At 65.4% G+C, this 19,131-nt stretch carries 20 protein-coding genes and 1 pseudogene; 11 read left to right on the top strand and 10 right to left on the bottom strand.

Annotated elements, in window-relative coordinates:
• Positions 1-15: 15 nt before the first annotated feature.
• Both AB3147_RS20975 and AB3147_RS20980 read left to right on the top strand, forming a co-directional pair.
• Positions 16-1,011 carry an NAD(P)H-quinone oxidoreductase gene (locus AB3147_RS20975; RefSeq protein ID WP_367352878.1) on the top strand — a complete coding sequence of 332 codons (996 nt, stop codon included), beginning with the start codon at positions 16-18 and terminating at the stop codon, positions 1,009-1,011.
• Positions 1,008-1,775, top strand: a complete 768-nt coding sequence (locus tag AB3147_RS20980) for an SDR family oxidoreductase (protein ID WP_367352879.1) — start codon at positions 1,008-1,010, stop codon at positions 1,773-1,775. The genes AB3147_RS20975 and AB3147_RS20980 overlap by 4 nt, the downstream gene beginning before the upstream one ends.
• Before the next feature lie 12 nt (positions 1,776-1,787).
• On the opposite strand, the gene AB3147_RS20985 is transcribed toward AB3147_RS20980, so the two are convergent.
• Positions 1,788-2,447, bottom strand: coding sequence for a thiopurine S-methyltransferase (locus tag AB3147_RS20985; RefSeq protein WP_239215356.1), 660 nt, complete (start codon positions 2,445-2,447; stop codon positions 1,788-1,790).
• Positions 2,448-2,714: 267 nt separating this feature from the next.
• Here AB3147_RS20985 and AB3147_RS20990 point away from each other — a divergent pair, with 267 nt between their 5' ends.
• Together AB3147_RS20990 and AB3147_RS20995 are read left to right on the top strand one after the other, a co-directional pair.
• On the top strand, positions 2,715-3,434 hold the full coding sequence (locus tag AB3147_RS20990; RefSeq protein WP_367352880.1) for a tetratricopeptide repeat protein: 720 nt from the start codon (positions 2,715-2,717) through the stop codon (positions 3,432-3,434).
• 22 nt (positions 3,435-3,456) lie between these two features.
• Positions 3,457-4,212: a hypothetical protein gene (locus AB3147_RS20995; protein WP_367352881.1), complete on the top strand. Its 756-nt coding sequence runs from the start codon at positions 3,457-3,459 to the stop codon at positions 4,210-4,212.
• Between the two features lie 30 nt (positions 4,213-4,242).
• Here the strand turns inward: AB3147_RS20995 and AB3147_RS21000 are convergent.
• The 4 genes and pseudogenes from AB3147_RS21000 to AB3147_RS21015 form a co-directional block, all read right to left on the bottom strand.
• Positions 4,243-4,995 (bottom strand): annotated as a pseudogene (locus tag AB3147_RS21000) (YoaK family protein); the annotation flags it as partial.
• Between the two features lie 74 nt (positions 4,996-5,069).
• Positions 5,070-5,756 (bottom strand): lysozyme inhibitor LprI family protein, encoded by a 687-nt coding sequence (locus AB3147_RS21005; RefSeq protein WP_175138282.1) that lies wholly within the window; start codon positions 5,754-5,756, stop codon positions 5,070-5,072.
• Positions 5,753-6,982, bottom strand: a complete 1,230-nt coding sequence (locus AB3147_RS21010; RefSeq protein ID WP_367352882.1) for an SMI1/KNR4 family protein — start codon at positions 6,980-6,982, stop codon at positions 5,753-5,755. Before AB3147_RS21010 ends, AB3147_RS21005 begins: the two co-directional genes overlap by 4 nt.
• A gap of 185 nt (positions 6,983-7,167) precedes the next feature.
• On the bottom strand, positions 7,168-8,214 hold the full coding sequence (locus AB3147_RS21015; protein ID WP_218343204.1) for an aldo/keto reductase: 1,047 nt from the start codon (positions 8,212-8,214) through the stop codon (positions 7,168-7,170).
• 318 nt (positions 8,215-8,532) lie between these two features.
• Between AB3147_RS21015 and AB3147_RS21020 the strand changes: the two genes are divergently transcribed.
• The 3 genes from AB3147_RS21020 to ycaC all read left to right on the top strand — a co-directional run bounded on the left by AB3147_RS21020 (position 8,533) and on the right by ycaC (position 11,381).
• Entirely contained in the window at positions 8,533-9,492 is a 960-nt protein-coding gene (locus tag AB3147_RS21020) for an AraC family transcriptional regulator (protein WP_175125989.1), read from the top strand.
• Positions 9,493-9,653: 161 nt separating this feature from the next.
• On the top strand, positions 9,654-10,625 hold the full coding sequence (locus AB3147_RS21025; RefSeq protein ID WP_367352883.1) for a LysR substrate-binding domain-containing protein: 972 nt from the start codon (positions 9,654-9,656) through the stop codon (positions 10,623-10,625).
• A 129-nt stretch (positions 10,626-10,754) separates the two neighbouring features.
• Positions 10,755-11,381: an isochorismate family cysteine hydrolase YcaC gene (ycaC, locus tag AB3147_RS21030; protein WP_056570984.1), complete on the top strand. Its 627-nt coding sequence runs from the start codon at positions 10,755-10,757 to the stop codon at positions 11,379-11,381.
• Between the two features lie 83 nt (positions 11,382-11,464).
• Here the strand turns inward: ycaC and AB3147_RS21035 are convergent, their stop codons facing one another.
• Positions 11,465-12,616, bottom strand: coding sequence for a sterol desaturase family protein (locus AB3147_RS21035; protein WP_367352884.1), 1,152 nt, complete (start codon positions 12,614-12,616; stop codon positions 11,465-11,467).
• A 253-nt stretch (positions 12,617-12,869) separates the two neighbouring features.
• Between AB3147_RS21035 and AB3147_RS21040 the strand changes: the two genes are divergently transcribed.
• Complete coding sequence (locus tag AB3147_RS21040; protein ID WP_175125986.1) at positions 12,870-13,112, top strand: YdcH family protein; 243 nt, start codon at positions 12,870-12,872, stop codon at positions 13,110-13,112.
• Positions 13,113-13,130: 18 nt separating this feature from the next.
• Here AB3147_RS21040 and AB3147_RS21045 read toward each other — a convergent pair whose 3' ends face one another.
• The 3 genes from AB3147_RS21045 to AB3147_RS21055 form a co-directional block, all read right to left on the bottom strand.
• Positions 13,131-14,123 (bottom strand): Bug family tripartite tricarboxylate transporter substrate binding protein, encoded by a 993-nt coding sequence (locus AB3147_RS21045; protein ID WP_367352885.1) that lies wholly within the window; start codon positions 14,121-14,123, stop codon positions 13,131-13,133.
• 115 nt (positions 14,124-14,238) lie between these two features.
• Positions 14,239-15,453: a CaiB/BaiF CoA transferase family protein gene (locus AB3147_RS21050; RefSeq protein ID WP_367352886.1), complete on the bottom strand. Its 1,215-nt coding sequence runs from the start codon at positions 15,451-15,453 to the stop codon at positions 14,239-14,241.
• Positions 15,454-15,487: 34 nt separating this feature from the next.
• The gene (locus AB3147_RS21055) at positions 15,488-16,444 is read right to left on the bottom strand and encodes a hydroxymethylglutaryl-CoA lyase (RefSeq protein ID WP_367352887.1); all 957 of its coding nucleotides are present in this window, start codon (positions 16,442-16,444) and stop codon (positions 15,488-15,490) included.
• A 114-nt stretch (positions 16,445-16,558) separates the two neighbouring features.
• Here AB3147_RS21055 and AB3147_RS21060 point away from each other — a divergent pair, with 114 nt between their 5' ends.
• The 3 genes from AB3147_RS21060 (at position 16,559) to AB3147_RS21070 (ending at position 18,659) form a co-directional block, all read left to right on the top strand.
• On the top strand, positions 16,559-17,470 hold the full coding sequence (locus AB3147_RS21060; protein WP_279972571.1) for a LysR family transcriptional regulator: 912 nt from the start codon (positions 16,559-16,561) through the stop codon (positions 17,468-17,470).
• Positions 17,471-17,633: 163 nt separating this feature from the next.
• Entirely contained in the window at positions 17,634-18,236 is a 603-nt protein-coding gene (locus AB3147_RS21065; protein ID WP_175125981.1) for a LysE/ArgO family amino acid transporter, read from the top strand.
• Positions 18,237-18,317: 81 nt separating this feature from the next.
• The gene (locus AB3147_RS21070; protein ID WP_367352888.1) at positions 18,318-18,659 is read left to right on the top strand and encodes a hypothetical protein; all 342 of its coding nucleotides are present in this window, start codon (positions 18,318-18,320) and stop codon (positions 18,657-18,659) included.
• Positions 18,660-18,746: 87 nt separating this feature from the next.
• On the opposite strand, the gene AB3147_RS21075 is transcribed toward AB3147_RS21070, so the two are convergent.
• Entirely contained in the window at positions 18,747-19,076 is a 330-nt protein-coding gene (locus AB3147_RS21075) for a hypothetical protein (protein WP_367352889.1), read from the bottom strand.
• Positions 19,077-19,131 lie beyond the last annotated feature (55 nt).

Below are 19,131 nucleotides of genomic sequence, written 5' to 3' on the forward strand. Positions count from 1 at the left end.
AAGGACGAACGTCTCATGTCTTTACGCTGCACATTCATCGACCATGGCAAGGGCGGCGCGCCCGACTGCATGCGCATCGCCGAACGCGACATGGAAGCGCCGACGGGCCGCCAGGTGCTGATCGAAGTAGCCTACGCGGGCGTCAACCGCCCGGACGTGCTGCAACGCTCGGGTTCCTATCCCCCACCCCCGGGCGCCTCGCCCTATCTGGGTCTGGAAGTGTCGGGCACCGTCGTGGCGGCCGGTCCCGAGGTGCAGGGCTTGAAGGCCGGCGACCAGGTCTGCGCGCTGACGCCGGGCGGCGGCTATGCCCAGTACTGCCTGGCCGACGAGCGCCATTGCCTGCCGGTGCCGCGCGGTCTGGATCTGCTGACGGCCGCGGCCATTCCCGAAAACTACTTCACCGTCTGGACCAACGTGTTCGACCGAGCACGCCTCACCGCAGGCGAAAAGTTTCTGGTCCACGGCGGCTCGAGCGGCATCGGCCTGACGGCAATCCAGCTCGCACGCGCATTCGGCGCGGAAGTCTGGACCACCGTCGGCAACGCAGAGAAAGCGGATGCCTGCCTGAAAGCCGGCGCGCACCATGCCGTGCAGTACCGCGACGCAGACTTCGAGGTCGCCGTGCGCGAGGGCACGGGCAACGTGGGCATCGACGTGATCCTGGACATGGTGGGCGGCCCCTACATCAACAAAAACCTGCGGTTGCTGGCCCTGAACGGACGGCTGGTGCAGATTGCGTTCCTGGAGGGCAGCAAGGCCGAGATCGACGCCCTGCCCATCATGACCAAACGGCTGCAATTTACCGGGTCCACGCTGCGCCCGAGGTCCGACGAGGACAAGGGCGCCATCGCGCAATCGCTTGTGCAGAAGGTGCTGCCGCTCATGGAGCAGGGAAAGTGCCTGCCCCTGATCCACGAGGTCTTCCCGCTGGCCGAGGCCGCGCGCGCGCACGCATTGATGGAAAGCAGCAAGCACATCGGCAAGATCATGCTGCAGGTGCGGCCATGAACGCGCGCTTTACCGGCCAGACCATCATCGTCACGGGCGCGGTCGGCGGCATCGGCTCGGCCATCGTCGAGGCGTTTCTGGCCGAAGGCGGCCGCGTGGGTCTCGTCGACTTCAATGCGCAGGCCGGGCAAGCCTACGAGAAGGAACTCCAGAAGCGTGGCCATGACGTGTGTTTCGTGCCCACCGACGTCGCGCATTTCGACCAGTGCCAGGCCGCCTATGACCGCATCACGCGCGAACTGGGCACCGCCACTGTCCTGGTCAACAACGTCGGCATCTCGCCCAAGACGAACGGCCGCGCGCTGAAGGTATGGGAAATGCCGCCAGCGGAGTGGAACAACGTCGTCTCGGTGAACTTGAACAGCGTGTTCTACATGACGCATCTGGTCACGCCGCACATGGTGCAGGCGCGGCAGGGACGCGTCATCAACATGTCGTCGGTGGCCGGCAAGGCGTACTGCGATATCGTGGCGGCGCATTACGCGGCCACCAAAGCCGGGCTGATCGGGCTGACGCGGCACTGGGCAGCCGAGCTCGGCGAACATCAGGTGACCGTGAATGCGCTGGCGCCCGGCCGGATCAGCACACCGCTGCTGAAAAGCGTGCCGCAGGAAATCAACGACGCGGTGGCGGCGATGACTGCGCTGCGGCGCCTGGGCACGCCCGAGGAAGTGGCGGATGCCTGCCTGTTCTTCGCGTCCGATCAGGCCAGGTTCGTGACTGGTCAGGTGCTGGACGTGGCGGGCGGCTGGCTGATGACCTAGCCCGCGAAATGCTCAGTCCTGCACGCCCAGCCGGTAAACCACCGTGTCCAGGCGGCTGACGCCCGCAGACTGGAACTTGGGTTCCTTGTCGAGAATGTCGCGGCGGTCGATGATGACAGCGGGCGAAACGTCCGAGAAGATTGTCTGCACCTCGCTGTCGACCACGGAAAACGGCGGGCCTGCCATCTCTTCCTGCGGATAGTCCAAGGTGATGAGCAGGCCGCGATAGGACGGCGACAACTGCCCGTAGACGTGGCGCACGTAGCTTGCCCGCATCGCGTCCGGCAGCGCCACGAGCGCCGCGCGGTCAAACACGCCCACGCAATGCGACAGCACCTGCGCATCCATCTTGAAGATGTCTCCGCAGACGATCTCGATGTTGCCGGCCACGTAGTGCGTGCCGTATGCGGACTCGTGCTTGACCGGCCGCAATTCGTTTTCGGTGAAGAACTGTTCCACCGCAAGCTGCGAGAGCTCTGCGCCCAGTACCTGATGGCCCTGCGCGGCCAGCCACACCATGTCCAGCGACTTGCCGCAAAGCGGGACCAGCACCTTGCCGCCCTTGGGGACGTCAAGCGTCGGCCAGTACTTCTGCAAAAGCGGCGTGATCCGAGCCTGATGAAAATGCGTGCGCCCTTCGCGCCACCGTTCCAGCCAGAATTCCGCGTCCATGACTTGTCTGCTCCTCCTATGAATACGTGTCGCAACTGCACAGCGATGTTTGGCACCCGGGCGGCACCGGGCGACGCCCGATCACGCCGGGTGGCGCGCCGGGAACAGCGTGCCCGCGGCCATCGCCCGAGCGCCTGGTCGTACGCAATACGCGCTCGGGCATTGTAGTGCTGGTCTGAAATGTCGGGCGCGGCCGCCCCGCCGCCGCTTCGTCCGCGATGGTTCCGGTATCGTATGGGCCCGACATGACGCCCGGCGGCCCTTCTCATGCTTGCAGCGCTTAGCATCCGTCTTTTCTCTCCGTTGCTTCTCGTCAGCGTTCTGACGGGCCAGCCAAGCCATGCCCAGGACGCGTCGCAACTGGACGACGCCTATCTTGCAGAGCTGCAAGCGGAGAACGACGCGCTGCGTGCGCGCATCCAACAGTGGCCCCCTGCCCTGCAGGCGCAGAACGCGCAGGTCTCCGCCGCGCTGCGAGCCGGCAATCGCCAGGAGGCGCAGCGCATCGCCGAGGACATGGCGCGGCAGGCGCCCGCCGACGCCGACATCAGGCTGTTCCTGGGAAAGCTGCACGGTCAGCAAGGCAACATGGCGGCGGCGCTTGCGTTATTCGAGCAGGCCATCGCATTGAATTCCGACAACAGATGGGCGTACGTCAACAAGGCGGGCGCGCAGGCCGAGCGCGCGGATCTGCCCAACGCGCTGGCGACAACGCAGGTGCTGACTGCAAAGTTTCCTGGCTGGAGCATCGGCTACAACCTGCAGGCGTCGGTGCTGGATGCGTTGAACCGCCCGGAGGAAGCGCTGAGCGCCTTTGAAAAGGCCGTGCGCGCCAAGCCGGCCAGCGCACTGATCCTGACAAATCTGGGCAACCTGCAACGCAGGCTTGGGCGTCTGGCGGACGCCCGCAACTCCTACGAGGCCGCGCTACGCCTGCAGCCCGGCTACGCCTTCACCGAAACCCAGTCGGCAACCCTGCCGAAATAGGGCCAATGCGCCCGGAGACCCCATGAACCGTCGTCCCCTGCTGCTGATGCTGGGCAGCCTGATTGCCGCGCCGCTGCGCGCCCTGGCCTCACCCGCCCGCGATGCCATCGTCCGCAAGGTCTATGCGGCGCCGGATGCCAGCCTGTCCTACACCCCTCAGCACGCGGCCTTGGTGCGCCTGCTGCGGCTGCAATGGATGCCGGTCGAATCCGGCGCGCCCGGCATCGATTTCGAGCAACCGCTGCTGGGCGGCGCCGATACGCTTGCCACGGCCCGCGGTGCGCTGAAGACAACCGACACTGCGCTGGCCATCCGGCGGCTGGCCGAAGTGTGCCGCCTGGTCCCGCGCTATGTGCAATCCATCGGCAGGTTGCAACCCGGCCGTTACGCCGTGCCAGCCGAAATGCGCGAGGCCTTCGACTTTCCGGAAAGTGGCGTGGATGCGCAGGGCATGTTCAATCTACGCAAGGAGCATCTTGTCCTGCTGCGCGCCGCGGTCTGGCGCGAAGTGGACGATCAGGCGCTGGGCGCGGTTTTGCGCGAAGGGGATCGCTTCTGGCCCATGCCCTACATCGACGGCAAGCGTCCGTATGGAAATTCCAGTTACTACCAGGTCGACATTGGCCGGCTGCTGGGCGAACCCTACGCGCTGGACGCCAAGGGGCACGCCATCACCGACCCGGTCAAGGACGCCCGCTTCGAACGTCTGCACTATGAAACGCTGGCGGCGCTGCAGGTTTTCCTGAGCCATTCCGCCGCGCTCAAATCCAAGCGGTAATGTCGGCGGGCCCCGCGCGGCCGGCTAAGCGCGGTGCATGAAGCTGCGGATATCGTCCAGGATCGGCACCGCGGCCAGCAGCATCAGCAGCAATGCCAGCGGCCAGGTCGACCCGAAGCCGAAGTTGAAAAACGAATACGCGCCCGTCACGCCGCCGACGAAGAACAAGGTCACCATCAGGCTCAGCACGATGAGCTTGCCGCGGTCGGCCAGCACCCGCGGCATTGACTGCGGGTCGCCCTTCGCGACGTTCCAGTAGAACAGCTTGCCAAGCTCGATGCCGATGTCGGTCACCATGCCCGTCACGTGCGTGGTGCGGATTTCGGACCGGGACACCTTGGTGATCATCGCGTTCTGCAGACCCATGATGTAGCAGAGCAGCATCACCGTGCCGGGCACGTAGAACCAGCGCAGCGTCTCAAGGTTGGCGCCCAGCAGGCCGAAGATCAGCAGCAGCACGGCCTCGAGCAGCAACGGCAGCGCGTACTCGCTGGCCAGCCGGGACCTGCGCCCGAAGTTGATCAGAAAGGCGGAGCTGGCCGCCCCCGCCATGAACGACACCAGGGCCGCCAGCCCTTGCAGCACCACGATCACCCCGCCAAGCGCCATGTGGTCGGCCATCATGGACACGATGCCGGACATGTGGGAGGTGTACTGCTGGACCGCCAGGAACCCGCCCGCGTTGACGGCGCCGGCGGTGAAGGTCAGCAGATAGGCAAGATGGCGATTGGCTTGCGGGCTACGGCTGACAGCGGTCAGCCGGCGCAAATACGGGATGGTCACGCCTGTCCTTTCAAAACAAGAACGTGTTCACTGCAAATCGGAATGACATTCTAGTCGCGGCGGCGGCGCGCCGATCAAGGCCTTGAAACCGGATAGTAAACGCCGCCGAGCGCGCCGTTCAGGCCGCAATATGGCCGGCTGGCTGCGTCGGCGGCCTCGGCCGGCGGGTTTTCGGACAGCACGAGACCGTATCCCTTGCGCGACAACGTCAGCGTCCAGCCCTCGGCGTCGACCGTCTCGATGACCACCGCATTGTTCTTGACCGCGCCCGCGCCGCGCACGTCGCATACCCAGCGGCCATTTTCCGGATGCGCCGCGGAGCCGTCGAATGCCAGGCTGCCATCCGGCTGCCGTTTGATCGAAATGCCGCCGGCGAGGTTTTCCCAATCGCCTTCAAAGCCTTGACGGCGCTTGAGCACCAGCGACGACAGAAAGGCGTCGCGATACTTCAACCGGTCTGCCAGTTCCTTTTGGGGCGGGTCGTTGCCGGGCGGCGACGCGTAGGCCTCGTCCCGCACCTTGACGAACCACCGCTGGTCTTCCGTCAGCGCCTTGCCCGTCGCCGGATCGAAGGTCATTCTGGCCTTGCCGAAGTGTTTCGCGATGCTGGCATCCTGTTCGGCCAACCCGCTATCGGCGCAGATCGCCTTCTCGACCGCCGTCCGGGCCCTTGCGCAATCGAATGATGGCTTGCCGGTGGCCCAGGCCGCCGGACTGCACAGCACGATCGACAGCGCGAACCCGGCGGCAAGACGATTCACAGGACAAACTCCCGCAGATTCTCGACCCGCGCCGCCAGGCCGTCCGCGCCCAGATAGTGGCCCAGCTTGCCGGCGCGCACGCGCTTGAGGTCTTCCTGATAGCGGGTGGCCATCGAATCGCGGACCTGCGCATACGCCTCGGCAATGCCCTCGCCGCAGGCCTGGGCAACGAGACGCGCGGCATCGGGCGATCCGCATGCGACGCAGCGCGCGACACCCAGCGCATCGGCGTCGGCGCCACGCGCCAGCAGCGCGGCGACCAGCTCGGCAGGCGGCTCACGATCGAAGCGGTGAATGGCTGTGGGGCTGACCGGCGCGCCCGCGTCCAGCAGCGCCTGCGCCGCCGCATACGCATGCTGCATCAGCGCAACGTCCAGCGCCTGGGCGCTGCCGCGCAGCGGCGCATCCAGGCGCACGCCCTGCGCCGACAGACGGCGCACGAGGGCCGCGTCATCCTGCGACAACGCGTGCTGCAAGGCCAGCGCGGCCAGGCCAGGCTTGGCGGCCAGCGTTCCGTCCTCGAGCGGGCCGCGCCAGTCGACCAGCGCCTGCCGGTAGAAGACGGCCACGCGGTCGGCCAGCGACTGCGGCATGCCGTGACCCGACACGCGCTCATCCAGATACTCCAGAACGCGCAGGCCGGGGCTGTCTTCGTCTTCCTCGGGGTCGGTTTCCAGGCACAGCGCGGCAAACGCGGCATGCAGGTCCGGCCCGATGGTCGCGATGCCGTCCTGCTGCAAGGCGTGCGTCCAGCCCGGCAGGCCCTGCTTCCACGCGACCACGCTGCCTGCTCTCGGCCCCGGTTCCACGGCGACGTAGATGCGATCACAGTATTCGAAACCGCCTATCGGCAGATAGCGCAGCTTCCCATTCCACGACGCGCCATCCTCGGCGGCGGCTTCCTCGGCGCACTCCTGCTCGTGCTCGATCCACCCTTGCAGGTCGCGGTACTGGTCGCTGCCGTCGTAGAACAGCTCGGACCAGCTCAAGGCCTCTTCGTTGCCGTCCATCTGCGCGCGCAGATCGTAGGCCAGCTCGCCGCCGGCGGTCAGCCGCCACAGGTCGAGCAACGCCGGCGGCAGCGGGCCCTCGCACTGCGCCTCGATCTCGGCGATGCGGGCGTCGGACATCTGAGGTTGCACATCGATCAGCAGGCGGCCGGCAAACACCGCGATGCCGTGCTCACGCAACGCCAGCAGTTCGCCAGACGTGAAAAACTCGCTCATGTTGAAACTTCAAGGTTGGAGACCGGTGCGATTTTACTAGCGGGGGGTGAAGAATCCCCGCACTAAGATGGCCGACCGCCGTTGGTGTACGGAGTTTGCCCTTGGCCTTCAACACGAGAATGCATGACGCCTGGCTGGTGCGGACCGGCGCCGGCGCGCCGGTCCATCCATGAACGCGGTTCGCGTCAGGCGGCGCCGGCCTCGCGCAATTGCTGGCGCCGGTATTCGCCCTGCCGCACATGCATCCAGCCCGGGTACTCCGGCGGCAGCGCGCTGACCTTGTCCAGCGCGGCCAGTTCGTCCTGCGTCAACCGGATATCCGTGGCGGCCAGATTGTCTTCCAGCTGATCCACGCGCTTGGCGCCGATGATGACGCTGGTGACGACCTGCTGGTGCAGCAGCCAGGCCAGCGCCACCTGCGCCACCGACACGCCGCGCGCGTCTGCGATCTGCCGCAGCGCATCAATGCTGTCGTAGGCGCGCTCCCGGTTCACGGGCGGGAAATCGAACGCGACACGGCGGCTGCCCGCCTCGGCCTCGCCATCACGGCTGTACTTGCCGCTGAGCAGCCCGCCGGCCAGCGGACTCCACACCATCAACCCGACGCCCTCGCTCTGCAGCATGGGAACCAGTTCCCGCTCCAGATCGCGGCCGGCAATCGTGTAGTACGCCTGCAGCGACTCGAAGCGCGCCAGCCCCAGGCGCTGCGCGATGCCAAGCGCTTTCATGATCTGCCACGCGGCCCAGTTCGACACGCCGATGTAGCGCACGTGGCCATGCTGCACCAGCGTGTCCAGCGCGCGCATGGTTTCTTCGACCGGCGTGGCGGGGTCAAAGCCGTGGATCTGATACAGGTCGATATGGTCCAGCTGCAGGCGGGACAGGCTCTTCTTGACGCCATCCAGGATGTGTACGCGCGAATTGCCGCGGGCATTGACGCCCGCGCCCGTCTGCCCGAAGACCTTGGTCGCGATCACGACGTCCTCACGCGGGATCTTCAGATCGCGCAGCGCCTGGCCCGTGATGATTTCCGAGCGGCCTTCAGAGTACACGTCCGCCGTGTCGATGAAATTGACGCCCGCGTCCAGCGCGCGGCCCACCAGCCGGTTGGCGTCTTCCTGTTGCAGGCTGCCGATCTTGCTCCAGAGCTCGCCTTCGCCGCCGAAGGTCATCGTGCCCAGGCAAAGCTCCGAGACGAACAGGCCCGTGCTGCCGAATTTCTTGTATCGCATGTGTGCTCCTTCAGGGGCGGGCGAGCGCGCCGGGCCCCGGAGTGGGACACCGCTGCGGCAGCCTGCCGGGGTGCGGACAGTATGCGTCCGGCGAGCCACGCGCACGCTGCTTGATCCTGCCCTTTTTTTGCCTGATTCTCCGGCCCGGCAGCCAACTCAACGCGACCCGTCGTTTTCTCCGGAATTCCTGCCTAATCCTCCGTTCCCCCATGCCGGCCGGCGCGGACCGCGCAAGATGGCAATACACTGGCGGACACCCAATCCTCTGCCGCCGCCGCCCCTCTTGTTTGCGGGCGGCGCGCCCCCGGGAGCCCCTCGATGTCCCTGAATTCTGCCCGATCCCTCGCGCCCGGCATCGCCGCCCAGGACGCCGCCTGCGAACTGGCGCGGTCCGAGCTGCTCTGCACGCTCGAGCGCATGACCGGCAACCTTGAAGGGGCGCTGGATACGCCGGTCGAAGGCCTGTACCTGCATCGGCTGTCGCAGCCGTCGGGGGCCAAACCGGTCGTGCAGAAAGCGGCTCTGGCTGTGATCGCGCAAGGATCGAAGCGGCTTTTCATCGGTGACGAGACCTATGAATACGATCCCTTCCATTTCCTGATCTCTTCGGTGGATCTGCCCCTCGTGGCCAAGGTGTCGGTGGCCAGCCCGACCCTGCCTTATCTGGGCTTGCGGCTGGACCTGAACCCCGAGGAGATCACCGCGCTGATCAGCGACGAGAACCTGCCGCCGCTGGTGCCGGCCGAAGCCTCGCGCGCGCTTTGCGTCAATCCGCTGGGCAGCACGCTGCTGGACGTGGTGCTGCGCCTGCTGCGGTTGCTGGACACGCCGCGGGACATTCCGATCCTGGCGCCGATGATCAAGCGTGAACTGCTTTACCGCCTGCTGATGAACGGCCAGGGCGTCGTGCTGCGCCAGACGGTGCTGCAGGACAGCCAACTGAACCGCGTGGCCAAGGCGATCCGCATCCTGCGGGACAATTTCGCGCAACCCCTGCGCGTGGAAGAGATTGCGCGCGACGTCCACATGAGCGTGTCGTCGCTACATCATCATTTCAAGCAGGCCACGGCCATGAGCCCGCTGCAGTATCAGAAGCACCTGCGGCTGCAGGAGGCGCGCCGGCTCATGCTGACGGACGATGCCGGCGTGGCGCTGGCCGCTCACGCCGTCGGCTACGAGAGTTCATCGCAGTTCAGCCGCGAGTACAGCCGCCTGTTCGGCACGCCGCCGCTGCGCGACAAACAGCGTTGGAAGGACGAGACGGCGCTGGCCGCCTAGCCACGCGCGATCTGCCGGTTTCCGGGCAATTGCCGCAAATCCTCGAATACGATCCGTAGTCCCGCCTGGCTCAGCCGATCCAGCCAAGTGCGCGTGATCCCGCTGGAAACCGGGCCGCGCGCCGTATCATGCGGGGCACCGACGACTCTCGAGGAATTTGCATGCACGACCTGAATGACCTTTATTACTTCGTCGAGGTCGTCAAACACGGCGGATTCGCGCCGGCCGGCCGGGCGCTGGACATCCCGAAGTCGCGCCTGAGCCGCCGCATCGCCCTGCTGGAAGAACGCCTTGGCGTGCGCCTGATCCAGCGCTCCACCCGAACGTTCGCGGTGACCGAATTGGGCCAGGAGTACTACGACCAATGCCTGGCGATGCTGGCGGGCGCCGAAGCGGCGCAGGATGTCATCGACCGCACACACGCCGAACCGCAAGGCACCATCCGCATCGCCGCACCGCCCGCCCTCATCTATTACTTCCTCGGGGACGTGGTGGCGCGCTTCATGGAAAAGTGCCCCAAGGTGAACGTCTACCTGAAGAGCTTCAGCCGGCCGGTGGACGTGCTGCGCGAAGGCTTCGACCTGGCGGTGCGGGTGCGCTTTGGCGCCATCGAAAGCAGCGACCTTGTCATGAAGAACCTGGGCCTGAGCTGCCAGAGCCTGGTCGCCAGCCCCGCGCTGGCTCGCACCCTTCCGGGTTCCGCCGATCTGCAGCACATCAGCCGGCAGCCGACCATGGCGCTCGGCACCGAGCAGCGCGAATGCCAATGGCGCCTGCTGGGTCCCGACAACGCGCGCCTGGCGGTGCCGTTCATGCCCCGGCTCGTCACGGACGACATGCTGGCGCTCAAGCAAGCCGCGCTGCGGGGCGTGGGGGTCGTCGCCCTGCCGCTCCTGATGATCCGCGAGGAACTGGATGCGGGCACGCTGGTGCCCGTGGGCGCCCCCTGGCAACCCGAGCCCGGCAGCGTGCATGCCGTGTTCCCGTCGCGCCGGGGCCTGCTGCCCGCCGTGCGGGAGCTGTTGGATTTCATGGGAGACGCGTATCGTGAAAACGCGCGCTGCGAAGCCGCAACCCAGACGCGCCACGGCATCCCGACACTGCAACCGGTCCAATCGCTGTCCGATAAATAGAACGCTGAGGGTCGAAATTCCCGTCTACCGGCGCGGTTGTCCTGAAATTAATATCCTTCCTACGCTCTCAGCGTTGCACAAAACACCGCGCAACACCGCGCACAACCTGAATAGACCAAGGAATCAGCCATGACCCGCCCCTACGTTAAGCTCGACAAGTCCCAAGCCGCCGTTCTGCTAGTGGATCACCAAGCCGGCCTCCTGTCCCTGGTGCGCGACTTCCAACCCGATCAGTTCAAGAACAACGTGCTGGCCCTGGCTGACCTGGCCGAGTACTTCAAGCTCCCCACCATCCTGACCACCAGTTTCGAAGACGGCCCCAACGGCCCGCTGGTCCAGGAACTGAAGGACAAGTTCCCCGACGCTCCCTACATCGCCCGTCCCGGCAACATCAACGCCTGGGACAACGAAGACTTCGTCAAGGCCGTCAAGGCCACCGGCAAGAAGCAACTGATCATCGCCGGCGTGGTCACCGAAGTCTGCGTCGCCTTCCCCGTGCTGTCGGCCATCGAAGAAGGTTTTGACGTGTTCGTGGTGACCGATGCTTCGGGCACCTTCAACGAAGTGACGCGTGACGCCGCTTGGCGCCGCATGGAGCAGGCTGGCGCGCAACTGATGTCGTGGTTCGGCGTGGCATGCGAACTGCACCGCGACTGGCGCAACGACGTGGAAGGCCTGGGCACCTTGTTCGCCAACCACATCCCCGACTACCGCAACCTGATGGCCTCGTACTCGGCCTTCAAGGCGGCCAAGTAAGGTTGCCGCGCGGCCGGCTTGCCGGCCAGACCACGCTGAGACAGCGGTGAAAAAAAGGCCCAGGCAAATCGCCTGGGCCTTTGTCATTTCCGCTTGCGGGCGAAGGGATACGCCTGCTGCGCCAGGAATGTCCCGGGCATGTCGTTGTCTAGAATCCCGTAGTTCTGCGGCAGCCGGTTGCCCGCCCCGCGGACCGCGGTGCCGAACAGATAGTCGATGAAGGAAAAGTGCGCCGCGTAGTTCTTGTCGATCGCTTCGGTGTCGGAAGAGTGATGCCAGTGATGGAAGTCCGGCGTCACGATGATGTAGCGCAGGCAGCCCCACGGCAGTTTCACGTTGGAATGGATCAGCACCGCCTGGAATCCCACGATGATGATGTAGGCATCGAGCACCGCCTTCGAAAAGCCCAGCACGAACAGCACGCCCAATACGGCCACGCGCGTGATCAGCAGTTCAACGATGTGCAGGCGCGAGCCGGCCAGCCAATCCAGCGTGCGCGTGCTGTGATGCACGGCATGGAAGCGCCACATGAAAGGCACCTCGTGATAGATGCGATGCGCGGCGTATTGCGCCAGGTCCGCCACCAGCACGGCCACGAACAGTTCCAGCAGATATGGCATCGACTGGATCGCCTGTTGCAGCGGTTCGTACGCCGCCCAGGAAAACAGACGGTGGATGAAGAAGTTGATGCACAGCAGCACCGCGCCCACCGACAGGTGATTGAACAGAAAGTGCTTCATGTCCACCTGCCACTCGCCGCGGAACACGGGCTGGCCGGGGTACAGCGGCGTCAGCTTTTCAAAGATGATGAAGACGGTGCTGGACGCCAGCAGATCCAGGATGAACCAATCAAGACCCAGATACGGATGGCCGCCGGTGTTGGTGGCATTGACCGCTACCTGGCTGCCGCCTGCAGCCACCGCGCAGCACACCAGCACGAACGCGGAAATATTGAGCCAGCGTTGCCGCCCCAGCACAGTGTTGGCCAGCGCGATCGAACCGGACACCAGCAGCGCGCTGAACAGCAGCGTTCGCATGGCCTCCACCGAATAGAAGCTGCGCAGCTCTGGCGTGGTCAGGTAGGCGGGAAAATGAAACGCCAGCACGCCCAGCACAGAAAGAATCGCCAAAAACAGCGCGATCACGCCGCTCATCATTCCGGTGCCGGGATGAATCCGGCCGTCCTGCTTGAAAAGATCCATCACTCTGCGATAGACGGGGGCGTGCTGTTTCATTGGGGATCTGGGACAGTCCAAGGGGAAGCGAGTGTATCGCCGGGGACGGACCCTTCTGTAAAGAAACGTGAACGCTCACGACAGAATGGCTCATTTCTTGACACCCTTGCGCAGGGTCAACGGTGCACAGCCGTGGTTCGACCCGTAAGGTTGACAAGGCGTTGTCATTGGCGTGTCATGGCCTTTGACGCTGATGATCGCGTCGTGACAGGCGCATCGTCGGTCCCGTCAACCGGTTCCTCAAGAGGCCTTTATGTTCCCTGAATACCGCGAGCTCATTACCCAACTCAAGTCCGAAAACGCTCACTTTTCGGCGCTGTTCCAGCGGCATAACGATCTGGACCAGGAAATCCAGAACATGGAGGACGGCATCAAGCCGTCCTCAGGCGCCGCGATCGAGGTGCTTAAAAAAGAAAAACTGCACCTGAAAGACAAGCTCTACGGCCTGCTCCGCGCGGCCGACCAAAACGGCCACGGCAAGAGCAACGGCAGCTGACCTGCCGCTCAGCGCGGGCTACATCAGCTCCAGGCCCGCGCCCTTGACGACGGAGGCGTACTTCGTCATCTCCGAACGGAAGTACGCCACCGTCTGTTCCGGCGGCATCAGGACGATACGGTTGTTCTGGGTCGCCATCGCCTGCTTCACCTCCGGCGAGTTGAACGCGCGCCCCAGCGCGTCGTAGATGCGGCGCACGTCCGCTTGCGGCAGCTTTGCCGGCCCGACCGCCGCAAACCATCCGCCGATCTCGTAGTCCGACATCCCCTGTTCGCGCAGCGTAGGCAGGTCGGGCAGCGCCGCCATGCGCTCCGCGCCACAGGCGCCCAGCGCCTTGAGCGCACCGCTCTTGATCTGCGGCAGCACGGACGGCAGCGATAGCACGCCAAAGTCGACCTGACCGCCGATCAGATCGGCCATCATCGGACCCACGCCCTTGTAGGGAATGTGCCGCGCCTTCACGCCCGCTTGCTGCACGTACATTTCCGCGGCCAGGTGCAGGATCGTTCCATTACCCGAAGACGCGTAGTTGTAGCGGCCGGGCTGGCTCTTCAAGAGCGCGGTCAGCGCCTTGATGTCGTTGGCGGCAATCTTTTGCGGATTGGAGACCAGCAGGAACGGCGTCATGCCCACCATGCTGATCGGCGTGATGTCGGCCAGCGGATCGAACGGCAGGCTCTTGTAGACGCTCGGGAAGATGACATGGTTGTTCGACACCATGCTGAGCGTGTACCCATCGGGCGCCGATCGCACCAGCGCCGACGTGCCCACGATGCCGCCCGCGCCCGGCTGGTTTTCCACCACGACGGTATGGCCCAGCGCGGTGGACAGCGCTGGCCCCGCCGCCCGCGTGATCGTGTCCACGCCGGACCCCACGCCCACCGGCAAAATGAATTTCACCGGCCGGTCCGACTGCGCCCACGTCACGCCGGGCACGCCCAGCATGGCGGCGCCCAGCGCACCCAGAACCTGGCGGCGGCTAAAGCGCCCGCCCGCACGTTGATTGCTCATGTCTGTCTCCTGATGGTTTTTGTATCGGCCGACTTGCGCGGCCGTTTACTGCAAGGGCTTCAATCATTGCGCTGGCGCGGCGCGGCATGCTGCCCGCCTTGCGCGCGCCGTTACCTCATGCCGCGGCGCCCTGCTCGCGCAACGCTTCGATCTGTCCGGCGTCGTAGCCCAGTGCTTGCAGGAGTTCGTTGGTGTCCGCTCCCAGCACAGGCGGATCGCGCCTCACGCCAAGCCGCTGCCCGTCCATCATCAGCGGAAACAGCGCGGCGCCGGCGGTCTGCCCGGCACGCTCGCCGTCGGGCAGACGGATCTCGGCCAGCCCGCCGGTGGCGCGCAGGTGCGGATCGTCGTACAGCTCCTCGGGCTTGACGATGGGGGCGAACGGCAGGCCGATGCGTTCGAATACGGCCGCCAGTTCGGCGGCGCGGTAATTTGCCAGCCGCTTGCGCAGATCCGCCAGCAGCGTGGGCCGCAACAACACACGGTCATTGTTCGTGGCCATTGCAGGATCGTTCTTCAGATCGTCGAATCCGAAGGCATCGCAGAACGTCACCCACTGCGCGTCGCTCACTGCCGCCAGGAATATCTGCTCGCCATCTTTGACCGTGAAGACGTCGTAGAGCGCCCAGGCGGACACGCGCTGCGGCATCGGCGCAGACGGCTGGCCCGTGATCGCGTACTGCAGCATGTGCTGGCCCACGAGGAACACATTGTTCTCGAACAGCGCCGACTGCACTTCCTGCCCGCGCCCGGTGATGCCTCGCTGGATCAGCGCCGCCATCGCCCCGATGGCGCCGAACATGCCGCCCATGATGTCGTTCACGCTGGTGCCGGCGCGCACCGGATCGCCCGGCCGCCCGGTCATGTAGGCCAGCCCGCCCATCATCTGCACGACCTCGTCCAGGGCCGTGCGCATGGCGTAAGGGCCCGGCAAAAAGCCTTTGTGGCTGACGTAGATGAGGCGAGGATTCGCTTTGGACAGCGAGGCGTAGTCCAGGCCGAATTTCGCCATCGTGCCGGGCCGGAAGTTTTCCGCCACCACGTCGGCGCTGGCGGCCAGCTTGCGCGCCACTTCCGCGCCCGCCGGGCTTTGTATGTCCAGCGCGATGCTCTTTTTATTGCGGTTGAACATGGGGAAAAATCCCGCGCCAACGCCCAGCAGATGACGCGTGCGGTCACCGCGCACAGGTTCGACCTTGATGACTTCGGCGCCCAGATCGGCCAGGACCATTCCGCAGGTGGGGCCCATGACCATGTGCGTGAACTCCACGACGCGCAGGCCGGCCAGCGGCAAGGGCCGGGAGGATGGAGGAACGGCGGCGTTTTGCATGGTAAGGCTCGATGTCGATGCGTGATGCGCGCGCTCAGGCCGGCTGGCCGCTGCGTGCAGGATAGGTCTTGGGCAGGCCGGCGCGCCACAGCGCACCGTGCAGGGGCTGATCGGGCAGCCACCCGGCGGCGGCTTCGCGCAAGGCGAGCAGACGGGGCAGATCGACGCCGGTCTCGATGCCCATGCTCTGCAGCATGAACACGAGGTCCTCGGTGCTGACGTTGCCGCTGGCGCCTGGCGCGTGCGGGCAGCCGCCGATGCCGGCCAGGCAGGCGTCAAAGCGGGCCACGCCGGTGTCCAGCGCGGCCAGCACGTTCGCCAGCCCCAGCCCCCGTGTGTCGTGAAAGTGCGCGCAGCACAGGCGATCGCCCGCGATGCGCCTTGCCGCTTCAAACAGGCGTCCCACCGAGGCCGGATCGGCATATCCCACCGTATCGGCCAGACTGACGCGGTCGGCGCCGGCATCCAGCAGCGCCTGCATGAGCCGCAGCACTTCATCCTGCTGCACTTCGCCCTGCAACGTGCAGCCAAAGGCTGTTCCGACGCCACCCTCGATCAGCATGGACGAACCCGCCGCGTCGCGCGCCGCGCGCATCTGGCCGACCATCGCCACCACCTCGTCTGGCGTCTTGCGCAGGTTCGCCAGGCTGTGCGCGTGGCTGGCCGACAGCGGCACCAGCATCAGGTGGGCGCCGCTGGCCAGCGCCAATTCAGCGCCCTTCAGATTGGGAACCAGCACGGACACCATCAGGCCGGCAAGCTGCGTGGCATGGGCGATCAGTTCCGCCGTATCCGCCAACTGCGGCAGCAGGCGGGCGGGCACAAAGGAGCCCACTTCGATCTCGCGCTGGCCCGCCGCGTAGGCCGCGTCGATCCAGTCGAGTTTGGTCTGCGTGGGCATCACGACAGAAAGGCTCTGCAGGCCATCGCGCAGGCCCACTTCACGGACCGTGGCGGCCGATGGGCGACAGGCGGGTTCTTGAATAGGCATGGCAACAAGGCATCGAAAAAGAGAAATTCCAGTGTAGATATTCTCAAACCAGCCACAAGCGGTATTTTGGAACGCTTAAAATTCCGTTTCGGAACATCAAACAGGATGACCGCCATGCGCGACCTCGACATCACCACCCTGCGGCTCTTCGTCTCCGTCTGCGAGACCGGCAACATTGCCCGCGCCGGCCAGCGCGCCAACATCGTGGGGTCGGCCATCAGCAAGCGGCTCGCGCAGCTTGAGGACACCGTGGGCGCCAAACTGCTGACGCGCAAGCGCCGGGGCGTCGAGCCCACCGAAGCCGGCGAAACGCTGCTGGAGCACGCGCGCGCCATCCTCGCCAGTTCCGAACGCATCGAACGCGACATGTCCGCGTACGCCAGCGGCGTAAAGGGGCAAGTGCGCATCCTGGCCACCGCGTCGGTCCTGGCCGAATCCCTGGCCGAGGACATCGCGGCCTTTCTTCAAGCCGCTCCCCACCGCAACATCCGGGTCGACATGGAAGAACGCGTCAGCCAGGAGGTCGTGCGCGGCGTCCGCGAGGGCATCGCCAGCCTGGGCATCTGCTGGGATGCGGCCGATTTTCATGGGCTGGAACAGCGTCCCTACCGGGGCGACCGCCTGGCCATCGTCACCGCGCCGGGCCATCCGCTCGCTGACCGGGAAGCCGTTTTCTTTGAAGACGCGCTGGAGTACGAGCATGTCAGCATGCCGGCCGCCGGCGCCGTCCTACGCATGTTGCAAACGGCAGCCAACGACAGCGGCAAGGCACTTCGGCACCGCGTCACGGTCAGCAACTTCGATTCGGCCTTTCGCGTCGTGCTGGCGGGACTGGCCATCAGCGTGGCGCCCATCGAAGTCGCCACGCCCTATGCGATGGCGCACGGGCTGCGGGTGCTGCCGCTGAAGGACGCCTGGAGCCGGCGGCGCTTTGCGATCTGCATGCGTAGCGAAGCGGCGCTGCCTGCGGCGGCGGCATTGTTGCTGGATCATCTGGTGGCGGCAGGCGCGAGCAGCGAGTCGTGAACTGGCGTGGGCATGGACGGGGCTTCGGCGTGCGCATCGACCGGGAGCAGGCAAGTCAGGAACGATTAGCCATGCTAATCAAAGATTAGGATATTTAGTTTTTCTAATTTCCCCGCCAGCGCTAGTCTGAGCGCCCCCTAATGACCTTGCCAGACCTTGCAGCATGTCCACCGCCTTCATCCCCGGATTTCTCCTCGGCCTCAGCCTCATCGTCGCCATCGGCGCACAAAACGCCTTTGTGCTGCGGCAAGGCTTGCGCAAGGAGCATGTCTTCCTGATCTGCCTGACTTGCGCGCTGTCCGACGCCATTCTGATCGCGGCGGGCGTGGCGGGCTTTGGCATGGCGGTCGGTCTGCTGCCGTGGCTGGAGCCCGCCATGCGCTACGGCGGCGCCTTGTTTCTCTTCGTCTACGCGGCGCGCAGCCTGCACTCGGCGTTTCGCAAGCAGCACGACCATCTATCACCCTCGTCCCGTCAGGCAAATAGCCCGTTAGCGGCGCTGGCCACGTGTCTGGCGCTCACCTGGCTAAACCCGCATGTCTACCTGGACACTGTCGTACTGCTGGGCTCCATCTCCAGCCAGTACGAAGGGCGCAAGCTGGCCTTTGCTGCCGGCGCGATCTGCGCGTCGTTCTGCTTTTTCTTTGCGTTGGGATATGGCGCGCGGCTCCTGCGGCCCGTCTTCGCAAATGCCACCGCGTGGCGTGTGCTGGATGCCTGCGTCGGCATCCTGATGATCGTGATCGGCATACAGCTGGTGAGGTAATCCTCATCCATCTGGCGGACGGCGAAGGGGGCGGCGCACTGCTACGCTGCCCTACCCGTCGTCCTTGAAGGATCGTCCGCCATGAGAATCGCAGTTGGCGCCGCCGGCGCATTGGCCATCCTGCTGTGCAGCGGTCCGGCCTTTGGCCAGTATGTGGTGCGGACCCAGGACATGAGCGGCAAATGGAGCGTGCCCAACCCGCAGTACGAAGGCGTGCCCGAGCTGTTCCGGGCAAGCTCGGGCGCCAAGCGTGCCTGCCTGGATCGCGGCCCGCTCAGCAACCTGTACCGCGCCACCAAGGTCATCGACCTGCGGACCGGCGAAGAGGTGCTGGTGGTGGACTGCATTCCGATCCGCAACGAGCAGCGCCAGCGATCGGAACAGATTCGGGCCAATGCGTTGAAGGCGGCGCCGACGCAGTGACCACTCGTTCTTTAAACTTGTCGCCGTCCGTGATGGCGCGCCGCCAGGGTTCGGCGGCGTAAGCCACGCGCCTTTGCGACGAGCGCCCTATCGCTTCTTTTGCGCGCCGTCCCTTTCGCCCGCGGACGCGTTCATGTAGTCCTTGACCGTGCCGTCCTTGTTGTAGGTCACCGTCAGCGTGCGCTGATCCTGCATGGCGCCGTACTCGCTGTTGTTGAAGTAGAACCATGACGCGGTGCGCAGGCCTTGCGGGTTGACCTGCTGCGTGCGAGGGGGACCAAAGTCGCGGACCATCTCAACGAACGTCGTGACGTTGATCTTGATGGCTTGCACCTTATCTTGCGTGATCATGTCTCCCGGCGCGGGAGCAGCGCAGCCCGCCACGATGGCGGCCACGAAAAGCACGGACGATCTCATTGAACTTCCCCAGTCCTGTGTCAGCCGGCAAACGCGGCCGTTGTGTTTGTGAATT

The organism is Achromobacter animicus (assembly GCF_040775605.1).
GTDB classification, from domain to species: domain Bacteria; phylum Pseudomonadota; class Gammaproteobacteria; order Burkholderiales; family Burkholderiaceae_B; genus Achromobacter; species Achromobacter animicus.

Excerpts from the sequence above, each read along its gene's own strand:
- AB3147_RS21075 (WP_367352889.1), bottom strand. The coding sequence starts at position 19,076 with ATGAGATCGTCCGTGCTTTTCGTGGCCGCCATCGTGGCGGGCTGCGCT.
- AB3147_RS21025 (WP_367352883.1), top strand. The coding sequence starts at position 9,654 with ATGCACGACCTGAATGACCTTTATTACTTCGTCGAGGTCGTCAAACAC.
- AB3147_RS20985 (WP_239215356.1), bottom strand. The coding sequence starts at position 2,447 with ATGGACGCGGAATTCTGGCTGGAACGGTGGCGCGAAGGGCGCACGCAT.
- AB3147_RS21065 (WP_175125981.1), top strand. The coding sequence starts at position 17,634 with ATGTCCACCGCCTTCATCCCCGGATTTCTCCTCGGCCTCAGCCTCATC.
- AB3147_RS21055 (WP_367352887.1), bottom strand. The coding sequence starts at position 16,444 with ATGCCTATTCAAGAACCCGCCTGTCGCCCATCGGCCGCCACGGTCCGT.
- AB3147_RS20995 (WP_367352881.1), top strand. The coding sequence starts at position 3,457 with ATGAACCGTCGTCCCCTGCTGCTGATGCTGGGCAGCCTGATTGCCGCG.
- AB3147_RS21020 (WP_175125989.1), top strand. The coding sequence starts at position 8,533 with ATGTCCCTGAATTCTGCCCGATCCCTCGCGCCCGGCATCGCCGCCCAG.
- AB3147_RS20975 (WP_367352878.1), top strand. The coding sequence starts at position 16 with ATGTCTTTACGCTGCACATTCATCGACCATGGCAAGGGCGGCGCGCCC.
- ycaC (WP_056570984.1), top strand. The coding sequence starts at position 10,755 with ATGACCCGCCCCTACGTTAAGCTCGACAAGTCCCAAGCCGCCGTTCTG.
- AB3147_RS21040 (WP_175125986.1), top strand. The coding sequence starts at position 12,870 with ATGTTCCCTGAATACCGCGAGCTCATTACCCAACTCAAGTCCGAAAAC.
- AB3147_RS21015 (WP_218343204.1), bottom strand. The coding sequence starts at position 8,214 with ATGCGATACAAGAAATTCGGCAGCACGGGCCTGTTCGTCTCGGAGCTT.
- AB3147_RS21035 (WP_367352884.1), bottom strand. The coding sequence starts at position 12,616 with ATGAAACAGCACGCCCCCGTCTATCGCAGAGTGATGGATCTTTTCAAG.
- AB3147_RS21050 (WP_367352886.1), bottom strand. The coding sequence starts at position 15,453 with ATGCAAAACGCCGCCGTTCCTCCATCCTCCCGGCCCTTGCCGCTGGCC.
- AB3147_RS21070 (WP_367352888.1), top strand. The coding sequence starts at position 18,318 with ATGAGAATCGCAGTTGGCGCCGCCGGCGCATTGGCCATCCTGCTGTGC.
- AB3147_RS21010 (WP_367352882.1), bottom strand. The coding sequence starts at position 6,982 with ATGAGCGAGTTTTTCACGTCTGGCGAACTGCTGGCGTTGCGTGAGCAC.
- AB3147_RS21045 (WP_367352885.1), bottom strand. The coding sequence starts at position 14,123 with ATGAGCAATCAACGTGCGGGCGGGCGCTTTAGCCGCCGCCAGGTTCTG.
- AB3147_RS20980 (WP_367352879.1), top strand. The coding sequence starts at position 1,008 with ATGAACGCGCGCTTTACCGGCCAGACCATCATCGTCACGGGCGCGGTC.
- AB3147_RS21060 (WP_279972571.1), top strand. The coding sequence starts at position 16,559 with ATGCGCGACCTCGACATCACCACCCTGCGGCTCTTCGTCTCCGTCTGC.
- AB3147_RS20990 (WP_367352880.1), top strand. The coding sequence starts at position 2,715 with ATGCTTGCAGCGCTTAGCATCCGTCTTTTCTCTCCGTTGCTTCTCGTC.